The sequence below is a fragment of the Legionella maceachernii genome, from assembly GCF_900167045.1.
GTDB classification, from domain to species: Bacteria; Pseudomonadota; Gammaproteobacteria; order Legionellales; family Legionellaceae; genus Tatlockia; species Tatlockia maceachernii.
Genome location: NZ_FUXJ01000003.1, coordinates 109,578 through 133,043, shown reverse-complemented (window position 1 = coordinate 133,043; position 23,466 = coordinate 109,578). Strand labels below are relative to the sequence as shown.

Sequence of the window (23,466 nt, the reverse complement as noted above, 5' to 3'; positions counted from 1 at the left end):
CTGCTTCATACCTTCAAAATGCTAGGTTTTGGATGACGTGATTTTTACAGCGGTTATTTGAAAAAAATGATATCGATTTAATTAAAACATTCTGAATTTAAGAATATTTTTCCTAATAACCTTATGTCGTATACTTTCACATTAAAAGAGGATTGAGAAATAGATAAAAGTTCTAGCTAGCTCTTTAAATATGAACGAAGATAAAAATGAAAAAACTACAAGTTGGCATTATGTCACGAAATAAATTTCAAAGTCGAGCTATGGAAATTGCTTGTAGCGAATAACAAGGTCAGGTCCTGAGCTAGGATTATAAAAAACAAAGAATGGACATGCATCAGTTCGTGATCTAATTCGGTTCACGAAAAAAGATTAGAAAAAGGTGCTTTAAGAACATAAAAAATAAGCGCTATGGATTCAGATTACCTGGATCAGGAACAAAAAACATCATGCGTTTAGCAAACCTGATTGTGATAACACTTCTAGCAATATTTAAAGAAATTGGGGGCTAGCGAAAGCCGACAAATTAACTTCTTTGACTCACCCCAAAAATTAGGATGGCTTCCACCAATATATCACCATAAATTCATTATCAGTTATCCCAGTGTGATAGAAGTTTTTTATCTTTTAATTTTTTTCAAGTAAATAAGTAGAGTGATTTCTATGGCTATTTTACTCTTCAAAAATACAGCTGTTAACAAGTGAAACTCGCATCGTTATCGGATTCGCTATCACCGAACAAAACTTGCTCAAGCACATCATAGGCTGCTACCAACTGACGACTCAGCAAATCGCCTTGCTGCAACAAGCGACTTTCTCCGGCAGGAAGCCCCATAGGGTTTGCGTGCTGATTTGGTGGTTGAAAGAGCGTGTATCCAGAACAACCCAATGAATTAGCCTGCGCAACATCTTGCATCAATCGTGTTTGCCGCGCTTCCGGCAGGGCATCAGTACTTTGGGTGCTGCTAAAGCCACCCTCTAACTCAGCAAGAATTCGATCATAGGAGTATGCTAATGTACTTCTCTGTCCTGTGGTTTTCACGCAAGCGGAGTTAACACTTCCATTAGACTGCGGAACTTCCTGCATCAATTGTATTTCCCCAGCTTGCTGCAAATTATCAGTGCTTTGGTTGGTGCTAAAGCTCTCTAACTCAGCAAGATGATTATAGTATTCTGTTAATGCATTTTCTTCCCCAATGGTTTGCAGGCAAGCACGTTTAACACCCCTCTCCTCTTCTTCCGGTTGTTGTAATGCAGGCTGCCGTCGCTTTAATTGGTTTCTGTTGAACACTTCTGTCTTGATGCCATTGATGACAACAAAATGTTTGGTGCTGTTCGCTTTGCCTTCCTTGCTGTGGGTGGCAAGAATGGCTGCATCAGTGATTTCTTTGCCCTGATGAAATAAACGGTTTTTAGTGCGTTGATTGGCATTCATAACCTCCGTTTTAACGCCATTGATGACTACAAAATGTTTGGTGTTGTTTCCCTTTCCCTCTTTGCTGTAGGTGGCAAGAATGGCCGCACAAGGATTTTCTTACCCTTGTTGGATAAGCGGTTTTGAGTACGTTGAGCTGCAGTGATAACCTCCGTTTTAACGCCATTGATGACTACAAAATGTTTGCTGCTAGACCCTTTGCTTTCCTTGCTGTGAGTGGCAAGAATAGCTGCATCAGTAATTTCCCTGTCCTGGTAAAATAAACGGTTTTGGGTGCGTTGAGCTGCAGTGATAACCTCCGTTTTAATGCCATTGATAACTACAAAATGCTTGCTACCAGGGCCTTTGCCCTCCTTGCGGTGGGTGGCAAGAATGGTCGCATCAGTGATTTCCTTTCCCTGATGGAATAAGCGGTTTTTGGAGCGTTGCTCTATTGTCATCACCTCAGTTTTAACGCCATTGATGACTACAAAATGTTTGGTGCTAGGTCCTGTGCCCTCTTTGCTGTGGGTGGCAAGAATGACCGCGTTGATTATTTCTTCTCCATTATGAAAGAGCCGTAATGGAACTTTTCTATTGACAGGCATAGTTAGCAACCCCTTAATACAAGCATTAAAGGCCGATTATTTTACTTAATCAATAATTTTAGATCAATTAGTATTTTTTATAATCTATCCTTTTATGCCTACGTTCTAAATTTTTGATGGTATGCTGCTATTTTTTCCGAAACGCGAATAAGAAACGTATTATCATACGCGACTGCCCAGATTAAGATCTATTTTTTGAGACTTAACTCATTACTCAAACGCAAGGCTAACGTTAGCAAGTAAAACTCGCATCGTTATCGGATTCGCTATTATCGAACAAAATTCGTTCAAGGACATCATAGGCTTCTACCAAACGACAGCTCAGCAAATCGTCTTGCTGCAACAAGCGACTTTCTCCGGCAGGAAGCTCCCTAGGGTTTGCGTGCTGATTTGGGGGTTGAAAGAGCGTGTACCCAATCCAGTGAATTAGCCTGCGCAACGTCTTGCGTCAATCGTGTTTGCCGCACTTCCGGCAAGGCATCAGTACTTTGGGTGCTGCTAAGGCCATCCTCTAACTCAGCAAGGATTCGATCATAGGAGCTTGTTAAAGCACTTCGCTGCCCTGTGGTTTGCAGGCAAACGTGGTTAACAGACTCATCGGATTGTGCCGCTTCCGGTGTCAATTGCGTTTGCCAAACTTGCGGCAGGGCATCAATGCTTTGGTTGGTGCTAAAGCCCTCTAACTCAGCAAGATGATCATAGTATTCTGTCAATGCACTCTCCTTCACAGTGATTTGTAGGCGAGCACGTTTAACACCCCTCTCCTCTTCTTCCGGTTGTTGCGATAGAAGCTGCCGCCGCTTTAATTGGTTTTTGTTGAACACTTCTGTCTTGATGCCATTGATGACAATAAAATGTTTGCTGCTAGGCCCTTTGCCTTTCTTGCTGTGGGTGGTAAGAATGGCTGCGTCGATTATTTGCTCTCGATTATGATAGAGCCGTAATGGAGCTTTTCTATGGACAGGCCTGTTTAGCTGCCTTAATATAAGCACAAAGGTCGATTACTTTACTTTGTTATTAATTTTAGGTCAATCAGCGTTGTTTGTAGCCTCGTCATTTATGCCTGGTCTTCTAAATTGTGATGGTTATGTTGCTGAACCACTCGTCTTTTTTGCCTTCTTTTTTTCCCTTAATGCATTAGATAATGAGCTCGAGCACCAGTTTCATATCAATATCTTCCGACATACGATAAAAATACACTATCGAGCTCAATTATCGACTGTCTAAGATTTAGAATCCCTTCCCCCTACCCCTGCTTGTTTGTGTTAATAAGCGGGGGATTATTTTAGTGGAGAGTATGACAGTTAAGGGGTAAACGATTTATCATCTTCAATATTTGACGATGATGATCATTTTCAATTAAAAGAATTGCAAATCTAAATTTCGCCTTTTTATGCCTGAATTAAATGGCGTGCTTGGAAGGACTCGACCCGCCGACACCTTGGTTCGCAGTCCGGCCATTAAAAATTAACTTATTGATTTTATTATTAAACAATGTAGTCGCCCCCTACAAAGGCACGACAAAGCATAACAAAGCAGGACTGAGACCGACAAAATCCCGACAGTATATTACGCAATACTTCATAAGCTCCCATCCTTGGCCCACAAAGAGAATCAACGCGTGCTAAAGTGATTTTATAATCACTTTCATTATGAATTACCATTTTCAGCCTTCGAAGCACTCACCGATCATACTCGATGATTTCGCGCTCGTCCGAATTTCTGCCTCAACACATAGATCTCCAAAGCAGCAGAACATGATAGATAATCCTCGATGGAAAGACAGCGATTAAAAATCAGAAATCAATTCCAAGACCCAGAATTGATGCTCATATCTCCACCCTTAGGCTGATTAAGTAACATCACCGTAGAAGCAACAGAGCCGCTAAGATAAATTTCCCTATTATGACATCCAAACCTAAAATCAAGAGCAATTCCATTCATATCCGTGAGCGTAATGTATCCTGAAGGAGGACGAGGGACCAATCCGCCGACACCCGCATATGAAATGCTTATTTGACTCTTAGGATGAATAGTACAACCAAAACTTGTTTTTTCATTACAAGGAGTAAACCAAACTGAACTATAACCTGCCCCAGGTATTGAATTCCCTTTTCCATTAATAAACCACTTTTGTGTAGAATAATTATAAATGGTACGTTGATGAAGAGAATTATCCTCACACACATCGCTAGCAGCCGAGGCTGTTGATATGCAGAATACATTCAAAATTAGAGGAATGGCCAGTCTATATGAAGCTAATTTGTGCATTTTAAGAATAAATTATAAAAATTCTATTGTAACTATTTCTAATTTTTTTTCAAAAAGATTTTAAAGTGTCCAATCAAAATTAAAATGTCCTTTTTTGTTTAAAAAATATTTTTATTGGGCATGTAGGTGAGCGAAAAACTTGCGTGTGCCAGCCGGGGTCAATTCGTTAGCATGCATTGGCGCTCATAAATAACTTTCTTGCCTGCTCGGTGCAAGTTATCTAAAAATATATTCATAAAAATCCTACAGAAACTCGATCATCTATGCTGTAATGCTCCCCAATTAAACCGGTCCACTAGTTATAGACAAAAATAAAAATTAAGGACTTGAAACGGGAATTATTATTGATCCGTTTTTAAAAAACAAGTTAAGACTATTAGGATTTTGTAATCCTTATTTTATAGCTTGAAAATAGATTTTAAAGGTGAATAATAAAGTGCTTTTTATATTAATCCATTGTTTATTAATTTAATTTTTGGGTCAGACCCCTAAATAACTAAATAAAAGCCTTTTTAAAGGGCTCATCATCGGTTTTGGCCTTGCTTAGAGACTTAAAATGAAAGCCCTTTAGTAGATAATTTAGATAGATCTGCAGGATCTTCTGATTTAATTGCTGTGGCATAGAGTGGTGAGAATTGCGTTATTGTTTCGGCAATTTTAGGTTGAGCCTCTGTCTGCGGTGAACCCGCGTGAGAAGAGAATATAAGGGTCCCATGTTGACCATTCTGTTTCCATTTCTCAAAGGCAGTCTTGAGTTCATCTCTAATGACAACACAGCCATAATTAGTATGAAGACCTGATTCTAAATGCAGCCCAGGGTATTCACCTTTCCCGATTAGATTTTGTTTCTTATCATCATAAGTAAGATGGAAGGTATAGAGTATCGAATAGATGGTGATTTCTTTCCGAGATGGAGAATCACAGACTGAAAAAAAGGGAGGGATGTCATTTTTTGCATATACTTGCATTTTTGCATGTGCTAAATGGATTACCTTCCAAAGATCTTCCTTACTATGAACGTTAGGTAAGTATCTATTATCAGGAGACCACGCAGAAGCAAAAGTTGAATCTACTAGATTATCGACTAGAAAACCAACATCTTTCTCTAATCTTTTTTGGTCCTCTTCTGAAATGTTATCAACCTGTGATTGAAATCTTGGTAAAATATTTTGAATTGTGCGAAATGCAGGCATCCTTGATGATATCTTTATTTTTGCTTTCTCAAACTCTGCTGGCTCCATTATCTCTTTTCTTTTATCTAAGACTGTTTGTAACTGAGTGATTGGTAGTTTGTTATAAGTGCTATCCTCTTTTCCATTAATATACAATGTATCAATACATAATTGGGGTTGTATAGTTTCGATGCGTTTAATGAATTGGGAATCAGTTGCTGAAAACTCATACTCTAGCAGGAGTGACCACATAAAATTATCCTTACGAAACTAGTAATAAGCCCGCATTATATCTCAAAATCTATTGCTAACCCCAATAAGTTACCCGAATTCTCCATTAGCTGGCGGCTGTTCGCTGTACATCACGTCAATTCCATTGACTCTTTGCAAGTGCGTATTATGCTCTTAGATAACAAATAGATGGCAAATAAATTTAAAATCAATAAGTTACCATCTAAATATGAACTCAACTAGGCTTGTCCTAGTTTCATGTAATGATCGATAATTACTTTATTAACAAAAATATGCTGTTAATCAGCGCACTAATGCCTCCATTCCAACCGCCGATAATGCCCCCACCACAACCGCAGTATAAAGCCCCACCTGATCAGCGGATAAAGCATTAATGTTTCTAAACAAATAAAAATCTAATAGTTCTTCTCGATAAGTCCGATTAAATCACTCGATGAATGAGTTTTTGGTTAGTTTTCCAGGCTAAATAAATTCTAAGATTATTTCATGAAGTTCAGCCAATTCTGCTAGTGCCAAGGAAATAAATTCACGACTGTTATCCAGGCGAAATTTCATTGGATAACCTCTAATTAAAGCGATATTATCGAGCACCCGAATCACTCTTTGAGCTGCTAATTTCAAAAAAATATACTTGAAGTAACAGTTCGATGCACCACGAAAATGTGGGAATTAAGAATCAGCTATAGATAGGCATCATTAAATAGCTTCTGGACCTTACTCCGAATAAGGCTATTATTAAAAGTCCAAAATTATTTCTTGGTTGTCTTTCTTATTCTTTGAGAGTTCATGATTTAAAACACGCGTTTACTCTGAGTTATAATGTCTATTCTTTTTAATTTTTTTCCTTAATAATTTATTAATTTTTTACAAATATAATATCCAATTTAATGTGAAACTATATGAAAACTAAATTAGAATGGAAAGATAGGCCTCAAGAAATAAAAACCAAGATAAAAGAAGCATGGGATAATTTAGCAAAGCACTCTAATGACTTGTGGGTATATTCCGGAAAATCTAATTACGATTTATGTGGTGTAGATGAGTTTTTGCTAATAAAAAAGATTATAGAAAATAATCGTGAAAGGAAACTGTTCTATATTTTAGATATTGGTGCTGGGGATTTTTCACTTTGCTCTCATTTAACTAGGGAAATTAACGAATCCCAAGAAATTTCAAAAGATATCGAAATTAATATTATTGGTATCCGCGGGGAAAGTTATGAAGGCCCAGAAATAGAAAAAATAGGTATATGTAACCTATATAAATTTGGCCGCTTTCAAATAGAAAATTTGATTGATGAATTTAATTTAAGAAACCTCAACTTGATTCAGGAAATAGATATAATTTTATCTCGATGGACTTTCATTCATTTAGTAGACGGTATAGGAACTTTGTTACAAGCCTACAATCTTTTAAAACCTTTTACAGGAATTTTATTAGCTGATGCCTGCTATTATCTACGCAATAATAAGAAACCTTCAGAATATGTTCCTGAAGATATGGCACATTTGCTTATTGAGTTAGAAGTACCTTTTTTAATTCGTCCCTATGATATAGGTGGCTCTTTAGATCAATTTATGATTAGAAGAAAGGATAATAAGGAATGCGAGTTACCATATCGTTATGCATCTATTCAGCCTATACCCAAATCATCTCAATCCTATTCGGGATATGTCGTTTCGTTTGAGGCTCCTAGGAATACCATCTTGGATGATTCTAAGATGGAAAGATGCCAGCTCTGTGGTGATAAAGAATTATATGAGTATATTTTTGACACATTAGATACAAATCCCAGATTTCGGCTCAAGTACACAGGGGATTTAAAATTAGATTACAAAGAGCAGAAAGATTTATTCATTAAAAGTGATCGACAAGAAGTTACGAATGAAAAAACAACTATAAATCTTTATTCCCCTCTTTTATTTAAAACTAATCCAAGTAACAGCGAGGAGACTGATATAGTTTCTAATAGAACCTCAGTTATGGGGTTTTAGATAATAAGGACACTATTGATAACAATGATTTTGAACAAGAACTAGATTGCTTATAAATGTAAGCTAAAACAGTGACCACTCCAAGAGTTAGGTTCCTATTTCAGAAGTATCATAAGGAATGGTATGCAGGGAAAAATCTCGATAAATCTATGGCCAACTAGCCGTCAAGATACATTGCTCAATAAACTTTATAAACTAGGGATTGGCAATGGGATCAGTTTATCTCTTCATTTTGGCGACTACATTGAGATCGTCTCTTTTGGAGCAGATCTTGATAATCATGGGATGAAAAATTTTTATATCAATCATATTCAGTTACTAAAGAGGTTCGTTATTTATTTTAGAATGCAAGCAAAGAAATTTATTCATGACTTATGCTGTAATAATCTGATAATATTAAAAGAAAAATTAACTTTTTGTAGTAGCCATGCGGATTGTTTACCGAAAAGTTAAGTCGTTTCAGAGAAGAAATTCTCCCAAGATAATTGGTTATTCAGCACTATGAACAAAAAATACATCTTTCCTTAGAGAAACAACGTTTTTGCTACTCATGCTAGAAGGAAAAAGCATGAAATCAATAGCAAAAAGCTTAAACCTTTCACCTAAAATCGTAGAAACTATTACAAAAAGTAAATGGAAAACCGGTTGTAGAACAAAAGTAAGTTTGCTTTTCTTTTTGTTAGATAAAAAACTAATTAGCGGAGTAATTTGATGGCTGATCTAATTGATATTGATAAACTTAAAACCACATTAGATGCTTTTGTAAAAGTAAGCTTCTCAAAGTTTTTCTCAACAAGTTCATTACGCGCCGCATCTGGTCCGAAAATGCAAAATAAAAATTCAACTAATTGAATCGTAATTGAATAATTTGTTCACTAATAAAATGGTATCTTAAAACTAATAGACCAAGGGTTTCGCAATTTACGCCTATCCCAAACATTCAAACTAGCGTGAAAGGGAGTTCTTAAAGGCTTAACGACATGCAAAAGATATAGTGGGTTGATTTTCAAGTTCGACTTTGAATCGATTATGAATTATATAATGGCACTCAGTCAGGTATTCACCATTTAGATCATCAAACAAATATTCCGCTCCAATGTCAGTTAAAATAGGATCCGTACTATATAATCGATCAATTTCGAAATAAAAAACATTTTCGGCCGTCGCTAAAAAGGCAATAACATGCCCTTCTTTACTATTATAGCAATCGATAAAATCTAATTGACCAATCAATGCCATTTGATTTTGCGCGGCTTTATCTTTTAATTCAGTATTCACTTGATCATATCGAACGCGTTGAAACGGCACTTGATCCGGATCAATATGAATTTCGGTTTTTGCATCCTCTTTAGGGTTATCAATATCGCAAACTTCATATTCCTGAAAAAATGGCAAAGCCGAATGTAATCCTTTAGTACATCTCATAGCGACTGCATTAATACGTAAATGATTCGTTTGCTCTTGCTTAATCGCAGTGAGATATTGAATGCTTTGTGTTGATTGATCTTTGCCGGTGTCCCTCCGACTAATACTAAGCTTCTCAACCGATTCTCCCTTAATTAGCTTTTCTAAGGTAAGAATGCATTGGTAAGTCACATTTCCACAATTTCTCTTAGCGGTTTTATCTTTTATATAAGGCAAAAGTAATTTTCGCATTTGAGCTATTATATTATCGGTATTCAATTTAAATATTTCTTGTTTAATTGGCCGAGGAACAAATGGTTCCGAAGAAGATTGTATTTCTAGTTCTTGCTTAAATCGCTTATTGGAGGTGTTATGAAATGATCCAGAAAAGGTTGTTAATAATCTAGCAGCCACGGCTAATTCATTTGACTGATCGACTTGTGAAAACTCGCCATTAGCATTATGTTGGAATTCAGGAGATGAGGGAGGAGACTCTATAAACCTTTTTCTTGGCTGTCGAAGAGCAGGTGGATTCATCTGCTGTGCTGATGGCATTGAAATTTGCTGCTTGAATACAGGTGAATCGGGAGGGCTTTCTATTAGACGTTTACTTTTAACTCGCGACGAAGTATCCGTCTTTAACTTTTTATTCTGTGCGAAATCTGTTTTATTAAGCGCGGGAGATGGCAGTAAAGCTGCTTTTTGCTTCACCTCTTCAATAGCAATTGGCGCTGTACTGGGTGTAGCTGATTGATTAAGTGCTGAAGCCAAATCTTGCTTTGCTTCTAGTAGCGCTAAGTATCTTTTTTTAGATCGGCTGCCATGTTGAAAATTACTTTCTAAGGATAGAGAACCTTTTAATAGTTTACTTACTGGATGAGGGATTGAGCGACTATGTTTAACTTGAATTAGTTTTGCAAATTCGCGAATAGAAACCGGCTCACGCACTCTTTGATCTTTATCTGCAAAATAATTCACATAGCGTGCATATTGCTCTTCTGAATAAATAAATGAGTTATCCTCAATATTGATTTCAGGCATTACTATCTTTCTGAGAAACGGTTTACAGTTTTGAACTTCCTGGTTGCCTAAGAGGAAACTAATATATTGAGTTTTGCCACCAGAATTGTGTTTAACAAAAAAACGAGATGCATAATTGGATGCTTTTTCTAAGCCAAATAAATCAACTTCTTCTGACTTATCTTTAATAATACGTTTTTCTTTTTTGCTTACAAAAATGGCAGTTCTAACATTATTATTTTCATCGGTATAATCTTCCAGACGTAAGGTAGTTAGGTTGATCCCCCATTTACTAAATTTTCTTTTAATACTTTTAATTCTATATACTGGATTATCACAATGCTTATCGACAAAATATTTATCCTCAGAATGCTTCTCAAAGACCAGCCAAGCAGCAGATAACGGAGTATAAACTTTCTTGACCGGATCAAATACCCGCTTACCCTCTTTGAGCTCCATCAATTTCGGTAGTATTTCTTGGCTTAACCTATAAGGGTATTTTGTTACGGTAGTAATTAAGTCATCAAGACTGAGCAACTCAGGTAGAAAAGACAATTTTTCATTGATGTATTTGCTGAAAAGCTCATAATTTGCTTTACTCAAAAATAAACAACGATATTCTCGAGATTCTTGAAATATTAGCTTTATCTGAGAGTCAGAAAACTCTTTGATCCAACTATTAACTGAACCCACTTGCGGTAATTCACGAAAATGAAAACTTAAAAACCATTCTTGGCCTTGGTTACCCAGAACCTTCACAAAACGACGCATGTATACAGGCTGACGATCAAAAAATCCAGGTATAATTAACGATAATTGCTTAACTTCATCATACTTTTTTTTATTCTTCTCTGAAATCCAGATACCTGTAAGACTATAATAACTTAATCCCTCTACTTCAAAACAATTATCCGGTAACCCAAACACGCGTGAGGCAACATCATTAATTTGAAAATTTTCAGAATAAACGCGATATTTTCCGTTTTCTTCGGGCTCATCGGAAAATTTAAGTTCGAGAAAATGAGATCGAGAATTGTGAGGCATGATCTTTATCTTTTTTTAATTCATTTATGGAGCAAACACGGGAATAGCATCTATCATCTCATTTTCTAAGCGACAAAAATCCACTTTAGGTAGCTTTAATACCGTTTCTAAGCGTTGATATAACTGCGCAAAATAGCGAAACTCGGTATGATTAATTTTATTTTTTCCATAAAACTTGGTATGGGCTTCTTTCCAATTTTCATAGCTATCATGAATAAAAAAACAATAGGAAAATTTTTCCCGCTCTTCTGTTAAGTGAACATTTATATTTTTATAGTTTTTTTTAATTGCTTTTTCCCAATTTTGATCAAATATGAAATGAAATAAATAGGAAAAATTTTTCTCGACATTTTTATTATTTATTATCCGCATAGCAAATAGAGTAAGAAATGCATTAGAATCAAATAAATTAAATAGCGTAGCAATTTCTAAGCGATAAGCTAGGTCTTTAAAATCTTTTTCCTTGATGAATATCTTTGTGGATATACGATTATCTTCAACATAGAATAGCTTTCTACCCATCTTAAAATAGTCATTTACCCAGTCGTTTAATTGAGTTGTAAATGCATTTACATCTGATAGTTCACCAAAAATACGAAATCTATTTCCAGCGTGAGGTATTAAATACAGTTTGCTCCTCGGTTTACGATGTAAGCTATTGATAAAACCACTAATTAATAATGCCCCGTCTACATTCCAGGAGTGTTTTGTTTTTTCCTTGTTTGCATATTTATTATCCAAAATACTTTTTGCGCTACATACTACCTCTTCAGTAACCAGATGAGTTCTTTTCGATGGAGCGGTTGCTTCTTGTGGCGGTATAGTTGTTGAGCTGCTACTTCTTACCAAAGAACTAGTCGTTGAAGAGGATTGTAACTCTTCACTCAAGGAAGAAAAAAAGAGAGAATTCGGCAAACTCGCAACGCTGTAACGGGGCGCTTTTTGCGGTGTTTTGGTAGCTGGAGGCCTTCCATTTCGTGGACATTTTGTTGCCTTGGGTCTTTCATCTAAGCCGGAATTATTATCAGATTTGGATGAGGAGGATGCAGTCTCACTTTGTGCTGCTAAATTTTTTCTTCCTTGAGGTGGATGACTTGTCTTAACAGATTCCTCTAATGAATCCGCACTACGCTTACCTTTACCCGACATAAATACCGTAACTCATAAAAAGTCCAATTTTATCAAAATTAACATATATTGCAACATTAAAATACATGGTTCATTCTCAAAAAAGGGGCACTTTAATCGAGTTAGTATAGACTAACCCTTTGATTTCGCATTCAAAAGGAGATTAAAGTGCCGAAAAATGATCTTATCCTAAATTTACCTGGATTTACTATCAAAAAATAAGTGGTTATCAGCCCTAAATTTTGGAGTTATCTTATAATCGCAAAGCACTTTGTAGCCATTGCGCAAGTAAGGAGGTTCGTAAAAAAGCATCGTACATAAGACGTGTAGCACATGAATTAATTGGCCATCGTCGAAGCGAGTTACACTTTAAAGCGTATAAAGTGTATTGCAATCGCTGTAAGCGTTATGGGAACCAGCAATTTCCCGGAATAAAAAAGTATCAACGCTCGACCTGGCGTTTGCAGGCTGCGGTTTTCCACGACCATACTCGTGGAATATCGCAGAAAGATTTGGCTTTGCAATACAACAAAGGTAAAGCAACGATTGAACGTTGGTATCAGCAACATTATCGCGAACAAGAAGGCGAACTAAAAAATACACCTTGCCCGATTGTCCTTGGGATAGATGAGCATTCCTTTAGCCGTAAACAAGGCTATGCCACGACACTTTGCGACCTTAAAAAACATAAAGTATACGATATTGTTAAAGGGCGCTCTTCGGCAGACTTAAAGGACTATTTTAAAAACTTAGAGGGCAAAGAGCGAGTGAAAGTCGTTTGTATTGATTTAAGCACGAGCTATCGAGCACTCGTGAAACAACACTTTCCCAATGCCCACATCGTAGCGGATAGGTTCCATGTGATAAGGCTTATTAATCAGTTTACCTTACAAACCTATCATCAAATTGACCCCACTCTAGAATATCAGCGAGGTTTATTAGCAGCGCTTAAAACCAACTCAGAGAACTTAACTGCTAAACGAGTGGCTCTGCGTAATAACTATCTTGAGCATCAGCCAGCTATTGCCGCAATTTATGATTTTAAACAAGAATTACATCAGCTATTGTCCAAAAAGCATTGCACCGCTAAAGAGTGCAAACGATTATTACCTCGTTTCCTGGAAATGATTAATGACCTGCGACAAAGCCCTTTTCAACCGTTACAAACCTTGGGAAATACCTTGTTTAAATGGAGAGAGGAAGTCGCTAGAATGCTGCGGTTTACTAAAAATAATGGAATAACTGAAGGCTTTCATCGAAAAATGAAACTCATTCAACGTAGAGCCTATGGATTTAAAAACTTTGAAAATTATAGAACGCGTGTTAGGGTGCTCTGTGGCTGATTAAAGATGCCCCCGGAAATGGGAAAGACCCGACTTTAAGGCACGTTTTAGTCACAGTGACTAAAAATATACAATTGAGAGATATAAAAATATTACATAACTCATTGATTTAAAACAGTTAAATGGCGCGCTCGGAGGGACTCGAACCCCCGACACCTTGGTTCGAAGCCAAGTACTCTATCCAGCTGAGCTACGAGCGCATTATGGTGATATTTTAAGAAATATTCTGTCACGAATGGTGGGCCGTATAGGATTCGAACCTATGACACAGAGGTTAAAAGCCTCCTGCTCTACCACCTGAGCTAACGGCCCTTATAGAACATTTTTTTAACGCTTTATTTTGACAAAACATTTTATTGCTCAGCTGATTTTTCAAATCCAACAGTTAAGCTGAGCTATTACAAAGTGTTGGTCAAAATGGTGGGCCGTATAGGATTCGAACCTATGACACAGAGGTTAAAAGCCTCCTGCTCTACCACCTGAGCTAACGGCCCTAAAGAGGCTGGAATCATACCGGATTAAGGCAAAATTTCAAGTGTTTTATATGGTTTATTTTTCATTAAAGCACGCCCAGTATACAGATTCTCGCTCGTGGCTAAAATGGTCCACCCTTCAACGGCAAGACTTTTTGCTTTTAATTTTAAATAATTACTAGGCACTATTAACAATAAAACATCAGCACCTAAAGCGCCACACCCTTTCGCTGCTAACACCTCAGGTTGGGATCTGAAAATTTCAATATACTCTAAGCTATGCGGAGCCACCAAATGCAAATCGGCTAACTGCTGCTGATAAGTGTTTACCGCCTTGACCAATTCTTCGCTATTGGCTTGTTCAAATGCGGCTTGAGCAAGTTCTACGGTCGCTGATAATTGATTCATTTTAGGTGGAAGACTCATGCTTCTCAAATGATAATGAGTGGCTAGCTTCTGACCGCTATGCAAGAGTAAAAACGAAATATCCTTAAAAAGCCAATCATAAGACTGTATGGTTTTCTGTTCGCGATTAATATAGACACAACGATTTTGTGATTGAGCTAATACATCATAACCACTGGGCTTTAATCCATCTCCTCGCCAAGCACACTGATAATAAGCATCCAATAAAGCCCTATGACTAGGTTCGATATGGAGTGAGCGACAGCTTGCCAAATAAGCACCAAGAAATTGGGCACTGGACGCACCAAGACCGCCTTTACCTTGATAAGGGTCACACCAGACCACGCCTTGTGCTGGAAGGCGATGATGTGCCCACCAAAGCCCTGCGGGTGAATCCGGATGAATTCCCTGGATTCTATTATCATTAGTAAGAGATAACTCGAAGCAAGGCGACGTGGTTAAAAGGATAGCAGGGCCTCCCGCTACCGCTGCATATTCACCGAGTAAAAATGTTTTTGCCGGGATACGCCATTTCATGTTGCAGTCTGTACTTGTCGAATTTCAGTAAGGAGAGCACATGCGTTATTTACGCTGATTCGCTTATTTGTGGTTAACCATCTTTGCAACTGCTCTTTTAACACGGGCATTTCGCTATCTGTTGCTCCAGCAACTAATAACAGATTATCGATATGCAATTTCATATGCCCCTGGATGATGCCCTCAGTACACAAGGCTCTAAGCGCACCTAAATTCTGTACCAGGCCAACAGCAGCAATTACCCGGGATAAATGATTAGCCGATTCAATCCCCATCATGCGTAAACACAGTTTCGCCGTCGGGTGCAAAGCAGTTACTCCCCCGACGGTGCCAACAATAATAGGGGCAGTAAGATGACCCGTTAAGGTACCTTGCGCGTACCGCCAGCAAGTAATTGCCTGATAACGGCCGTTGCGCGTTGCATAGGCGTGAACACCTGCCTCAACAGCACGCCAATCATTACCCGTAGCAATGAGAACAGGATCGATGCCATTCATAACCCCTTTATTGTGTGTAGCTGCCCGATAGGGATCCATTTCAGCAAATAACGACGCTTCCTGAATACGCTCACCAAGCTCTGGCTCAACATCATAAATGGCAACTTTAGCTGTTGTTAATTTTTGATCATTTAAATTGGATAAAATACACATGGTGACTTGCTCACCCGTTAATTTCTCCAAAGGTTCTTTTAAATATTCTAAAGCCTGGTTGATGATGTTCGCTCCCATGGCATCACAACTATTCATCATTAGATGAATAACAATCATTTCACCTTCGTCTTCTCGTTTAAGACGACGAAGCTGGAGATCAACGACGCCTCCACCTCGTTTTACCATGCTAGCAGCGACTTCTTCATTTGCTTTTTCTATTAAAAACTGCTTATTTTCGTGGAAAATGGCTTCAAAACGCGGTAAGTCATTTACTTTTGCTAATTGTATTTGGCCAATAATGCATTCACCCTCGACTTGCGTAGTGATCTCACCCTGTTGCCTAATCCATTTGGCTGTTTTTGACAGGGCGGCGATGATTGATGTTTCTTCCACTGCTAAAGGAATCACATAATCTCTACCATCGATTGAAAAATTAGTGGCGACGCCTAAGGGAAGTTGAAAATAGCCAATGACATTCTCTATGAGTTTATCCGCGAGAACAGTGTCTTGTACACCACCGTTGCTTAAATAATAGACATCTTCCGTAGTCAAAGCGCCTAGCTCCAATAGACGTTGAAATCTTTCCTCACGAGTTAATTTAGAAAACCCCTGAAATAACTGACCTGCTTGATTGCTTAACGGCATGCCTTCTCCTTCAGCTCACTGAGTACGCGGCTACCAGTACAAAACATAGCAACCTTTAATTCATATTCGATTAACTGCATAAGCTCATTGACGGATGAAGCGCTCTCCAATGCCGCATCCAGCATTGGTTTCGCAAAACCCACGGATGTCGCCCCAAGTGCAATTAATTTTGCTGCGTCCAAACCATTACGGACACCGCCTGATCCCCAAATTTCAAAGCGTGGGTTTAAAGATGCAGCCTGAATAACCGTTTGCACCGAATCAATACCCCAATTGCGAAAAGTAACCGCTGTTTTCTGTTTGATACTGCCCTCACTGGCACGATGTCCTTCGATTCTTCCCCAATGGGTACCACCGAGACCACTTACATCCACTGCTGCCACACCAATGTCATTTAAACGCTTTAACGTTTCTAAGGAAAAACCACAACCTGTTTCTTTCACAATCACAGGTACAGCCAGGTTTTTGACTAAATTAGCTAATGCATCCCAACAACCTTTAAATTGGGGAGTACCCTCAGGTTGAATCGCTTCTTGTAGGGGATTGCAATGAATAATCAGCGCCTCAGCTTGTAAAGCCTCAGTGAGGCCTTCAATTTGTACCAAAGGAGTATGGATTAACTGAGCGATTCCTAAGTTACTGAAAAGATTAACTTGAGGGAAGTCACGACGCAAACTAGCCCATTCGCTAGCTGCTTGATTATCAGTGAGCTCACGTCGCTGAGAACCAACACCCATTGCCCAATCATTCTTTGCACAGGCTTCGACAAGATTACGATTAATGTTGACCGAACCACGATGCCCAGCGGTCATTGAGCTCACAAAAAAAGGCTTAGCCACTTGTTTGCCAAAACGGTGGCTTGTAAGTGTAATTTCTACAAAATCAAGATCAGGAAGTGCTTCATGGATTAATGTTAAATTATCCAAAACATTTAATTCGCTCGCTTGATTTGCTTTCATCAAAGCCAACTCAATATGATCCTGTTTGCGCTTTTCAAATTGGCTATAGTCGTCTTGCATACCCGTCTACTGCATCAGGAAAAATGGCCTGGATTTTAACACATATTAATTTTTTCAACTAGACGGAAGTGTTGTTCATGAAGTGTTGTTCGGAATGGACGAATCCCCGAAGAGAGTGGTTACAAGAGTAAGGAGTTCCTTCGCTGCGCGAAGGATGACCTACTTATTTTTGCAAAAATAACTTCAAGTAACTCTAGGCCTTTGTGTAAACTACTCATTCGTATTATGCTAAGCTTTTCCGCTCAATTGAGTGACCATGCTTAAAGCAAAAACGCAAACGCATTTTATTTTTGATAAGGAAAATCACTGCTATCAATGTGAAGGACCTTGGTCTGTTTTAAAACTGAATGATTTGCTAAATCAAATTGATCTCACTTCAATTCCCGCCGAAAAAACAGTAAAAATTAGCGGTGCTTCTATTACTCGATTTGATAGCTCCGGTGCTTTAGCATTGATGCATTGTATTGCACTATTAAAAGACCAAGATAAAGAAATTGAATTAATTCATTTCTCTGAGGAGCAGCAAGCTTTATTAAACCTCGTCGATGAAAAAAAAGAAGTACTGGAATATAGACCTCCTCCAATCAAGCAGCGCAATATACTTGATCGAATTGGTGAAGAAACCATTCATAAAATAAGACAAATGGATGGTTTGATTATTTTAATTGGGGATTTAAGCACTAAATTTGTCGAGGCAATAGGCTATTGGCGACGATTCCAATTTCCAAGCATTGTGTCTAATATTCATTCAGCTGGTATTCAAGCCTTACCCATTATTGCGCTTCTGTCTTTTCTTATTGGTGTCGTGCTTGCCTACCAAATGGGTTTACAATTGCAAACGTACGGCGCCAATATTTTTATCGCTTACTTATCAGGGATGGCTATATTCCGCGAATTCTCGCCACTAATTACTGCCATTATTGTTGCTGGAAGAACCAGCTCTGCCTTCACTGCCCAATTGGGTAGCATGAAAATAAACGAAGAAGTCGATGCCCTTTTAACCATGGGACTTTCTCCCACTGAGCTACTGGTCATGCCGAAGGTCATTGGTTTATTACTTATCTTTCCACTGATCATCTTCTGGTCAGATGTTTTTAGCATTATCGGCGCCCTCTTAATGTCTAAATGGATGCTTAATGTGGGGTATCTCGACTTTTTAGCGCGCCTTAAAGATTCCGTGGGGTTGGATCAATTACTTTTGGGCTTATACAAGGCACCGGCCTTTGCTATTCTCATTGCACTGGTTGGTTGCTTTCAGGGTTTCAGAGTTCAACCAAGCGGTGATACCATTGGTCCTCAGACCACTAAAAGCGTAGTCCAGGCTTTATTTTTAATTATTGTTGCCGATGCCATATATTCGGTTGTGTACAGCTGGATGGGTATTTAATGAGTGAACCAGTCATTGAAATTTCCGGATTAAAAAATTACCTGGGTGGGCAATGGGTGCATTCTGATGTTAATCTCACTGTGGAAAAAAACGAGATTGTTGCCATTATTGGCGGAAGCGGCAGCGGTAAGACAACTATTCTTCGCAGCTTGCTGATGCTTTTAAAACCAACTGCGGGTTCTTTAAAAATTTTTGGGGAAGACATACAAAATCTCAGTGCACATCAAGCTAACGCGCTTCGCCGGCGTTGGGGTATGATGTTTCAACATAGTGCGCTTTTTTCTGCAATGAATGTACTCGAAAACATCATGTTTCCGATGCACGAATTTACTGCATTGAAAAAAAGCTTCATGGAAGAACTCGCCATGCTTAAAATTGCTTTAGTCGGCCTACCTAAAGAATCGGCAGGAAAATACCCTGCTGAATTAAGTGGAGGTATGCAACGACGAGCCGCAGCAGCACGTGCATTAGCAATGGATCCTGAATTACTGTTTTTAGATGAGCCGACCACCGGACTTGACCCACGCAGTGCAAGGCAATTCGATCAGCTCATACTCTTCTTACGAGATGCGCTAAACCTTACCATTGTGATGGTAAGTCATGATTTAGAGTCATTAAAAATAGCAGATCGAATTGCCTTTATTGGAGAGGGGAAAATATTATGCGCCGCCCCTTTTGATGAACTTATAAAAAATCCGCATCCATTGATTGCTGATTATTTCAGTAGACTTTAAACTGGTATATACCCAGAATACTTTAGAGTATCTTGGTTATATTCTGTGGAAAAAATAAAAATAACGGGAGCACTTTTTTTGGAAGCAAAAACCAATTACACAATGGTTGGCTTAGCAGTATTGATTCTTGCAGGCGCGTTAGTGGCTGCAGGACTGTGGCTGTCCGTTGGCTTCAACCAAAAGAAGTACTATACCTATGCCGTATTTATGCGTGAAGCCGTATCAGGTTTAAGTGAACAATCTCCTGTTAAGTACAACGGCGTTAAAGTGGGTTTTGTTAGCAAAATTGAGCTCAATCGCCAGGACCCACGACAAGTTGAAATTCTTCTGAATATTGAAGAAGGAACCCCCATCACAGTAAGTACCATGGCCACCTTGATTTCACAAGGAATTACTGGCAATACTTATGTAGGACTATCAGCAACATCCTCCGATCTGACGCCATTAAGAGCTGCACCTAATCAGCCATACCCTATTATTCCCGCAAAACCCTCTCTATTTAATCAGCTGGATAAAGTCCTTAAAGAGGTTTCTGTTAACGTTAACAAGGTGAGCCTAAAAATCAGCCAGGTCTTTAGCAAAGAAAATGTAGACAATTTACATAGAACACTTGCGAATATAAGATCATTTACCGATGTTCTTGCTAAAAACGGTTCAAGCATTAACCACTCCATAAAGAGTGCAGAAATTTTTCTCCATAATTCAGCAGATGTGAGTGATGACTTTCCCGAAATTGTGACCGATCTTAAATCAGGCCTGAAAAAATTCAGTAAGATGGCTACTTCACTCGCTACTGCCGGCGATAAAGTCTCTACAACTATGGAATCAGGCAAGACAGCAATTGACAAAATCTCTCAACAGACTGTTCCTCCTGTGATTACTTTAGTGCGTCGTCTGGATGTTATCGCAGCTAATCTTGAGAAAATAAGTAAACAAATGCGGCAAAATCCTGCAGTGATTATCCGAGGCACTACGCCCCCACGACCAGGACCAGGAGAATAATTGTGAATAAATTGACTATCTGGGTTCTGCTTTTGTTTTTAGCAGGTTGCTCCCCAATTAAAACACCTGTTTCTAATGAATACAAACTAGGCGAATACAGTAACAAACGACTGGCTTCTTCTCCTTCAAAATTATCCATTTTTGTTGCTACGCCAGAAGCGGTCGCTGGTTATGGCAATGAAGACATGTTATACGTTAACAAACCCTTTGAGCTAAGTTCATTCGTTAACAATGCATGGGTTGACCCGCCAGCGGCAATGTTGTTACCCCTCATTGCGCAAAGCTTACAGCATAGCGGCTATTTTTATGCAGTAACCTCCAGCCCTCATTCGGAGTCTACTGATTATCGTTTAGATACCCAACTTATTGAATTGCAACAAAATTTTTTAACAAAACCCAGCCATGTCGATTTGGTTGTTAAAGTGGTCTTGTCGAATGTCAATGATAACCGTGTTGTTGCTTCGCGATTAATTAGCCAACAGGTAAAATGCCCAACCGATACGCCTTATGGTGGTGTAACTGCTGCAAATATCGCCGCAAAAAACTTTACGGCTGAGGCAACTACTTTTGTGGTATCACAGGTCAAACTTGACTCTCATCGCAGCTAACAGAGTTTGACTTATTCGCATTGGGATAATGGCGAAATGGATAAAACAATTGTACAATGAGCCGCCATTGGGTAATAGCTCAAAATAGGAAGGGCAATTTATTTGCATAAACCGTTCAGACTTAGCCGCCATTACGTATGCAAAAAATGGGAACATTTTTGAGCGGAGTGGGTTGATTTCCTATTGTGGCTCTTTATATCGATTTGTAATTATGAATAAGAAGGAGAAAAACGGATGAAAGCCAGATCGTTTAAGCTAGGACTTGTTGTTGCAGGCGTCGTGCTGCTTGCATCCTGTTCCAAGCACCATGGTAACGCTGACGTTGGTTATGGTGAAGGTGGGGCTTCCGCTCACGGTTTAGGTCAATTTACTCAATTTGCGGGTCAAGCTCCTGGTGAATCCTACACTACGCAAGCACCACACAATCAACGTTATCTCTTCGCTTATGACGATGCTTCATTTGCGCCCAAATACAAGCCCTCGCTAATGGCACAAGCAGACTATTTACAATCACATCCAGGCGCACGTGTTCTACTGGCAGGCCATACGGATGAACGAGGTAGCCGCGAATACAACGTTGCTCTGGGTGAACGTCGTGCTAACACAGTGGCTAATTTACTGCGCATGGCAGGCGTTTCTCGAGAACAAATTCGTGTAGTGAGCTATGGTAAGGAGCGCCCTCTTTACACTGGTCACGACGAAGAAGCGCATAAAATGAATCGTCGTGTTGAGTTAACTTATGAGGCAACACGATGATTAAGCTCCATCGACTTCTACTCAGCCTATGCATTACCTGCGTTTTTCCTTTGCAAGGTTTTGCTGAAGCGCCTGTAGTTGATGACAGTGAAAATTTTGCTATCCTTGACGATCAACAGGCTGCTGTAGAGCAGCCTGTTGCCAAAGCACAACTTGATGAATACACTGATACCGGTGATGAAGTTGCGCTTGCGCACGATAATCATGATAGCGATCACACGAACGATAACGCTGAATTACTCAATAAACTACAAGGTTTACAACAAGATATTCAAGAGTTACGCGGCCAATTAGAAGTCCAAGCGCACGATTTAAAATCACTGCAACAGCAACAATTAGCTTTCTATAAAGATTTGGATGCACGCCTCCGCCCTGATGCGACGAAGCCCATTCAATCCGCACAATCCACACCGATGGAGCAACCTCAAGAATTAACTCTAGGACCTAAAGTAGCGGCAGCAGCAACTCCTGCGGTACCTGCGGTCTCTTCGACCCAACCTGCATCGCAACCACAAGAAAAACAAATTACTGCAGGGGTAGTTAATTCTTCGCACAGTAATCCCGCAAATGAGCAAATAAGTTATCTAGCAGCTTACGAATTGGTGAAAAATAAGCGCTTTGACGATGCTCTCGTTGCCATGCAAGCATTCATAGCCCAATACCCTCAAGGGGGTTACACAGCAAATGCTCAGTATTGGCTGGGTGAACTTTACATGGTTAAAAATAATTACCCGAAAGCAATCGACCATTTTGAAACGGTGTTAAAGCAATTTCCTTCGTCCAGTAAAGCAGCAGCAAGTACCCTAAAAATCGGTTATGCACTTGCAGCCTCAGGGAAAGAAAGGGAAGCAAGGCTTCGTCTTCAACAGGTGTTAAAAAACTATCCTGATACACCTACTGCACAATTAGCAGCAACAAAATTGGAGTCTTTAGGCGTCTCATGAAGCAAGTTAGTAACCAACTACGTATTACTGAAATTTTTCATTCTTTACAAGGCGAATCAACTACCGTGGGTCTTCCCACGGTTTTTATTCGTTTAACAGGCTGTCCACTACGCTGCCAATATTGCGATACAGCCTATGCTTTTAATGGCGGAGAACTCACTCAGGTCAGCGACGTTTTAACTAAAATTGCGGCTTATGAATGTTCATATGTCTGTGTAACCGGAGGAGAGCCTCTCGCACAACCAGGCTGTATCCCTCTTTTACAACAGTTGTGTGATAAAGGCTATCAAGTTTCATTAGAAACAAGTGGAGCGCGTGATATTTCTCAGGTGGATAAACGCGTCATGGTTGTGATGGATTTAAAAACACCGGACTCAGGTGAAAGTGCAAAAAATTTATTATCCAATTTGGATCACCTGAAACAAAGCGATCAAATCAAGTTTGTATTGTGTAGTCGAGGAGATTACGAATGGGCTTGCCAAATGATGAAAGAATACCGTTTATCAGGGCGCGCACAAATACTTTTTTCTCCTAGCTGGAATGAATTAAATCCAACCACACTTGCTGACTGGATAGTAAACGATAAATTGCCCGTGCGCTTTCAATTACAATTGCATAAAATTCTTTGGAATGATGCCCCCGGACATTAGTAAGCCTTC

Annotated in this window: 20 protein-coding genes, 3 tRNA genes and 3 pseudogenes; 12 read left to right on the top strand and 14 right to left on the bottom strand. The window is 39.1% G+C overall.

Annotation, left to right across the window (positions count from 1 at the left end; genetic code table 11):
* Positions 1-691: 691 nt before the first annotated feature.
* The 6 genes and pseudogenes from B5D33_RS02335 to B5D33_RS16795 form a co-directional block, all read right to left on the bottom strand.
* Positions 692-1,432 carry a hypothetical protein gene (locus tag B5D33_RS02335; RefSeq protein ID WP_078767307.1) on the bottom strand — a complete coding sequence of 247 codons (741 nt, stop codon included), beginning with the start codon at positions 1,430-1,432 and terminating at the stop codon, positions 692-694.
* Between the two features lie 26 nt (positions 1,433-1,458).
* Positions 1,459-2,019, bottom strand: a complete 561-nt coding sequence (locus B5D33_RS02330; protein WP_078767306.1) for a hypothetical protein — start codon at positions 2,017-2,019, stop codon at positions 1,459-1,461.
* 371 nt (positions 2,020-2,390) lie between these two features.
* Positions 2,391-3,011 carry a hypothetical protein gene (locus B5D33_RS02325; RefSeq protein WP_058452723.1) on the bottom strand — a complete coding sequence of 207 codons (621 nt, stop codon included), beginning with the start codon at positions 3,009-3,011 and terminating at the stop codon, positions 2,391-2,393.
* Positions 3,012-3,822: 811 nt separating this feature from the next.
* Positions 3,823-4,290, bottom strand: coding sequence for a hypothetical protein (locus tag B5D33_RS02320; protein ID WP_058452722.1), 468 nt, complete (start codon positions 4,288-4,290; stop codon positions 3,823-3,825).
* A 551-nt stretch (positions 4,291-4,841) separates the two neighbouring features.
* The gene (locus tag B5D33_RS02315; RefSeq protein ID WP_058452721.1) at positions 4,842-5,714 is read right to left on the bottom strand and encodes a hypothetical protein; all 873 of its coding nucleotides are present in this window, start codon (positions 5,712-5,714) and stop codon (positions 4,842-4,844) included.
* A gap of 429 nt (positions 5,715-6,143) precedes the next feature.
* Positions 6,144-6,335 (bottom strand): annotated as a pseudogene (locus tag B5D33_RS16795) (IS3 family transposase); the annotation flags it as partial.
* A gap of 278 nt (positions 6,336-6,613) precedes the next feature.
* Here B5D33_RS16795 and B5D33_RS02310 point away from each other — a divergent pair.
* The 4 genes and pseudogenes from B5D33_RS02310 (at position 6,614) to B5D33_RS16520 (ending at position 8,560) form a co-directional block, all read left to right on the top strand.
* Complete coding sequence (locus B5D33_RS02310) at positions 6,614-7,708, top strand: hypothetical protein (protein WP_058452720.1); 1,095 nt, start codon at positions 6,614-6,616, stop codon at positions 7,706-7,708.
* Positions 7,709-7,831: 123 nt separating this feature from the next.
* Entirely contained in the window at positions 7,832-8,161 is a 330-nt protein-coding gene (locus tag B5D33_RS02305; RefSeq protein WP_058452719.1) for a hypothetical protein, read from the top strand.
* An 85-nt stretch (positions 8,162-8,246) separates the two neighbouring features.
* A pseudogene (locus B5D33_RS02300) lies at positions 8,247-8,420 on the top strand (helix-turn-helix transcriptional regulator); the annotation flags it as partial.
* Positions 8,420-8,560, top strand: coding sequence for a hypothetical protein (locus B5D33_RS16520; protein WP_156415013.1), 141 nt, complete (start codon positions 8,420-8,422; stop codon positions 8,558-8,560). The pseudogene B5D33_RS02300 and the gene B5D33_RS16520, both read left to right, overlap by 1 nt.
* Before the next feature lie 120 nt (positions 8,561-8,680).
* On the opposite strand, the gene B5D33_RS02295 is transcribed toward B5D33_RS16520, so the two are convergent.
* Together B5D33_RS02295 and B5D33_RS02290 are read right to left on the bottom strand one after the other, a co-directional pair.
* A complete protein-coding gene (locus B5D33_RS02295) occupies positions 8,681-11,059 on the bottom strand; it encodes a hypothetical protein (RefSeq protein ID WP_133140946.1) in 2,379 nt (792 codons plus the stop codon).
* A 141-nt stretch (positions 11,060-11,200) separates the two neighbouring features.
* Positions 11,201-12,325 carry a hypothetical protein gene (locus tag B5D33_RS02290; protein ID WP_058452717.1) on the bottom strand — a complete coding sequence of 375 codons (1,125 nt, stop codon included), beginning with the start codon at positions 12,323-12,325 and terminating at the stop codon, positions 11,201-11,203.
* A 147-nt stretch (positions 12,326-12,472) separates the two neighbouring features.
* Here B5D33_RS02290 and B5D33_RS02285 point away from each other — a divergent pair.
* Positions 12,473-13,647, top strand: a pseudogene (locus tag B5D33_RS02285) (ISL3 family transposase).
* 123 nt (positions 13,648-13,770) lie between these two features.
* On the opposite strand, the gene B5D33_RS02280 reads toward B5D33_RS02285, so the two are convergent.
* From B5D33_RS02280 to fni, 6 genes are all read right to left on the bottom strand, one after another.
* Positions 13,771-13,847 (bottom strand) — tRNA-Arg (locus B5D33_RS02280).
* A 36-nt stretch (positions 13,848-13,883) separates the two neighbouring features.
* A tRNA-Lys gene (locus B5D33_RS02275) sits at positions 13,884-13,959 on the bottom strand.
* Positions 13,960-14,065: 106 nt separating this feature from the next.
* Positions 14,066-14,141: transfer RNA gene (locus B5D33_RS02270), tRNA-Lys, on the bottom strand.
* Positions 14,142-14,165: 24 nt separating this feature from the next.
* Complete coding sequence (locus B5D33_RS02265) at positions 14,166-15,062, bottom strand: mevalonate kinase family protein (RefSeq protein WP_058452715.1); 897 nt, start codon at positions 15,060-15,062, stop codon at positions 14,166-14,168.
* Positions 15,059-16,357 (bottom strand): hydroxymethylglutaryl-CoA reductase, degradative, encoded by a 1,299-nt coding sequence (locus B5D33_RS02260; protein WP_058452714.1) that lies wholly within the window; start codon positions 16,355-16,357, stop codon positions 15,059-15,061. Before B5D33_RS02260 ends, B5D33_RS02265 begins: the two co-directional genes overlap by 4 nt.
* Entirely contained in the window at positions 16,348-17,376 is a 1,029-nt protein-coding gene (gene fni, locus B5D33_RS02255) for a type 2 isopentenyl-diphosphate Delta-isomerase (RefSeq protein ID WP_058452713.1), read from the bottom strand. Before fni ends, B5D33_RS02260 begins: the two co-directional genes overlap by 10 nt.
* A gap of 256 nt (positions 17,377-17,632) precedes the next feature.
* Between fni and B5D33_RS02250 the strand changes: the two genes are divergently transcribed.
* From B5D33_RS02250 to queE, 7 genes are all read left to right on the top strand, one after another.
* Positions 17,633-18,763: an ABC transporter permease gene (locus B5D33_RS02250; RefSeq protein ID WP_058452712.1), complete on the top strand. Its 1,131-nt coding sequence runs from the start codon at positions 17,633-17,635 to the stop codon at positions 18,761-18,763.
* Positions 18,763-19,497 carry an ABC transporter ATP-binding protein gene (locus B5D33_RS02245; protein ID WP_058452711.1) on the top strand — a complete coding sequence of 245 codons (735 nt, stop codon included), beginning with the start codon at positions 18,763-18,765 and terminating at the stop codon, positions 19,495-19,497. Before B5D33_RS02250 ends, B5D33_RS02245 begins: the two co-directional genes overlap by 1 nt.
* Positions 19,498-19,575: 78 nt before the next feature.
* The gene (locus tag B5D33_RS02240; protein WP_115304956.1) at positions 19,576-20,499 is read left to right on the top strand and encodes an MlaD family protein; all 924 of its coding nucleotides are present in this window, start codon (positions 19,576-19,578) and stop codon (positions 20,497-20,499) included.
* A 2-nt stretch (positions 20,500-20,501) separates the two neighbouring features.
* On the top strand, positions 20,502-21,107 hold the full coding sequence (locus tag B5D33_RS02235; RefSeq protein ID WP_115304870.1) for an ABC-type transport auxiliary lipoprotein family protein: 606 nt from the start codon (positions 20,502-20,504) through the stop codon (positions 21,105-21,107).
* A gap of 234 nt (positions 21,108-21,341) precedes the next feature.
* The gene (pal, locus tag B5D33_RS16940) at positions 21,342-21,863 is read left to right on the top strand and encodes a peptidoglycan-associated lipoprotein Pal (protein ID WP_058452709.1); all 522 of its coding nucleotides are present in this window, start codon (positions 21,342-21,344) and stop codon (positions 21,861-21,863) included.
* Positions 21,860-22,807 (top strand): tol-pal system protein YbgF, encoded by a 948-nt coding sequence (gene ybgF, locus B5D33_RS02225; RefSeq protein ID WP_058452708.1) that lies wholly within the window; start codon positions 21,860-21,862, stop codon positions 22,805-22,807. The genes pal and ybgF overlap by 4 nt, the downstream gene beginning before the upstream one ends.
* Positions 22,804-23,457: a 7-carboxy-7-deazaguanine synthase QueE gene (queE, locus tag B5D33_RS02220; protein WP_058452707.1), complete on the top strand. Its 654-nt coding sequence runs from the start codon at positions 22,804-22,806 to the stop codon at positions 23,455-23,457. Before ybgF ends, queE begins: the two co-directional genes overlap by 4 nt.
* Positions 23,458-23,466: the final 9 nt, after the last annotated feature.

What these genes read in the sequence shown, in the direction of transcription:
- queE (WP_058452707.1), top strand. Translation starts at nt 22,804, where the DNA reads ATGAAGCAAGTTAGTAACCAACTACGTATTACTGAAATTTTTCATTCT.
- B5D33_RS02305 (WP_058452719.1), top strand. Translation starts at nt 7,832, where the DNA reads ATGCAGGGAAAAATCTCGATAAATCTATGGCCAACTAGCCGTCAAGAT.
- B5D33_RS02335 (WP_078767307.1), bottom strand. Translation starts at nt 1,432, where the DNA reads ATGAATGCCAATCAACGCACTAAAAACCGTTTATTTCATCAGGGCAAA.
- pal (WP_058452709.1), top strand. Translation starts at nt 21,342, where the DNA reads ATGAAAGCCAGATCGTTTAAGCTAGGACTTGTTGTTGCAGGCGTCGTG.
- B5D33_RS02290 (WP_058452717.1), bottom strand. Translation starts at nt 12,325, where the DNA reads ATGTCGGGTAAAGGTAAGCGTAGTGCGGATTCATTAGAGGAATCTGTT.
- fni (WP_058452713.1), bottom strand. Translation starts at nt 17,376, where the DNA reads ATGCAAGACGACTATAGCCAATTTGAAAAGCGCAAACAGGATCATATT.
- B5D33_RS02265 (WP_058452715.1), bottom strand. Translation starts at nt 15,062, where the DNA reads ATGAAATGGCGTATCCCGGCAAAAACATTTTTACTCGGTGAATATGCA.
- B5D33_RS02320 (WP_058452722.1), bottom strand. Translation starts at nt 4,290, where the DNA reads ATGCACAAATTAGCTTCATATAGACTGGCCATTCCTCTAATTTTGAAT.
- B5D33_RS02310 (WP_058452720.1), top strand. Translation starts at nt 6,614, where the DNA reads ATGAAAACTAAATTAGAATGGAAAGATAGGCCTCAAGAAATAAAAACC.
- B5D33_RS02315 (WP_058452721.1), bottom strand. Translation starts at nt 5,714, where the DNA reads ATGTGGTCACTCCTGCTAGAGTATGAGTTTTCAGCAACTGATTCCCAA.
- ybgF (WP_058452708.1), top strand. Translation starts at nt 21,860, where the DNA reads ATGATTAAGCTCCATCGACTTCTACTCAGCCTATGCATTACCTGCGTT.
- B5D33_RS02245 (WP_058452711.1), top strand. Translation starts at nt 18,763, where the DNA reads ATGAGTGAACCAGTCATTGAAATTTCCGGATTAAAAAATTACCTGGGT.
- B5D33_RS02250 (WP_058452712.1), top strand. Translation starts at nt 17,633, where the DNA reads ATGCTTAAAGCAAAAACGCAAACGCATTTTATTTTTGATAAGGAAAAT.
- B5D33_RS02260 (WP_058452714.1), bottom strand. Translation starts at nt 16,357, where the DNA reads ATGCCGTTAAGCAATCAAGCAGGTCAGTTATTTCAGGGGTTTTCTAAA.
- B5D33_RS16520 (WP_156415013.1), top strand. Translation starts at nt 8,420, where the DNA reads ATGGCTGATCTAATTGATATTGATAAACTTAAAACCACATTAGATGCT.
- B5D33_RS02330 (WP_078767306.1), bottom strand. Translation starts at nt 2,019, where the DNA reads ATGCCTGTCAATAGAAAAGTTCCATTACGGCTCTTTCATAATGGAGAA.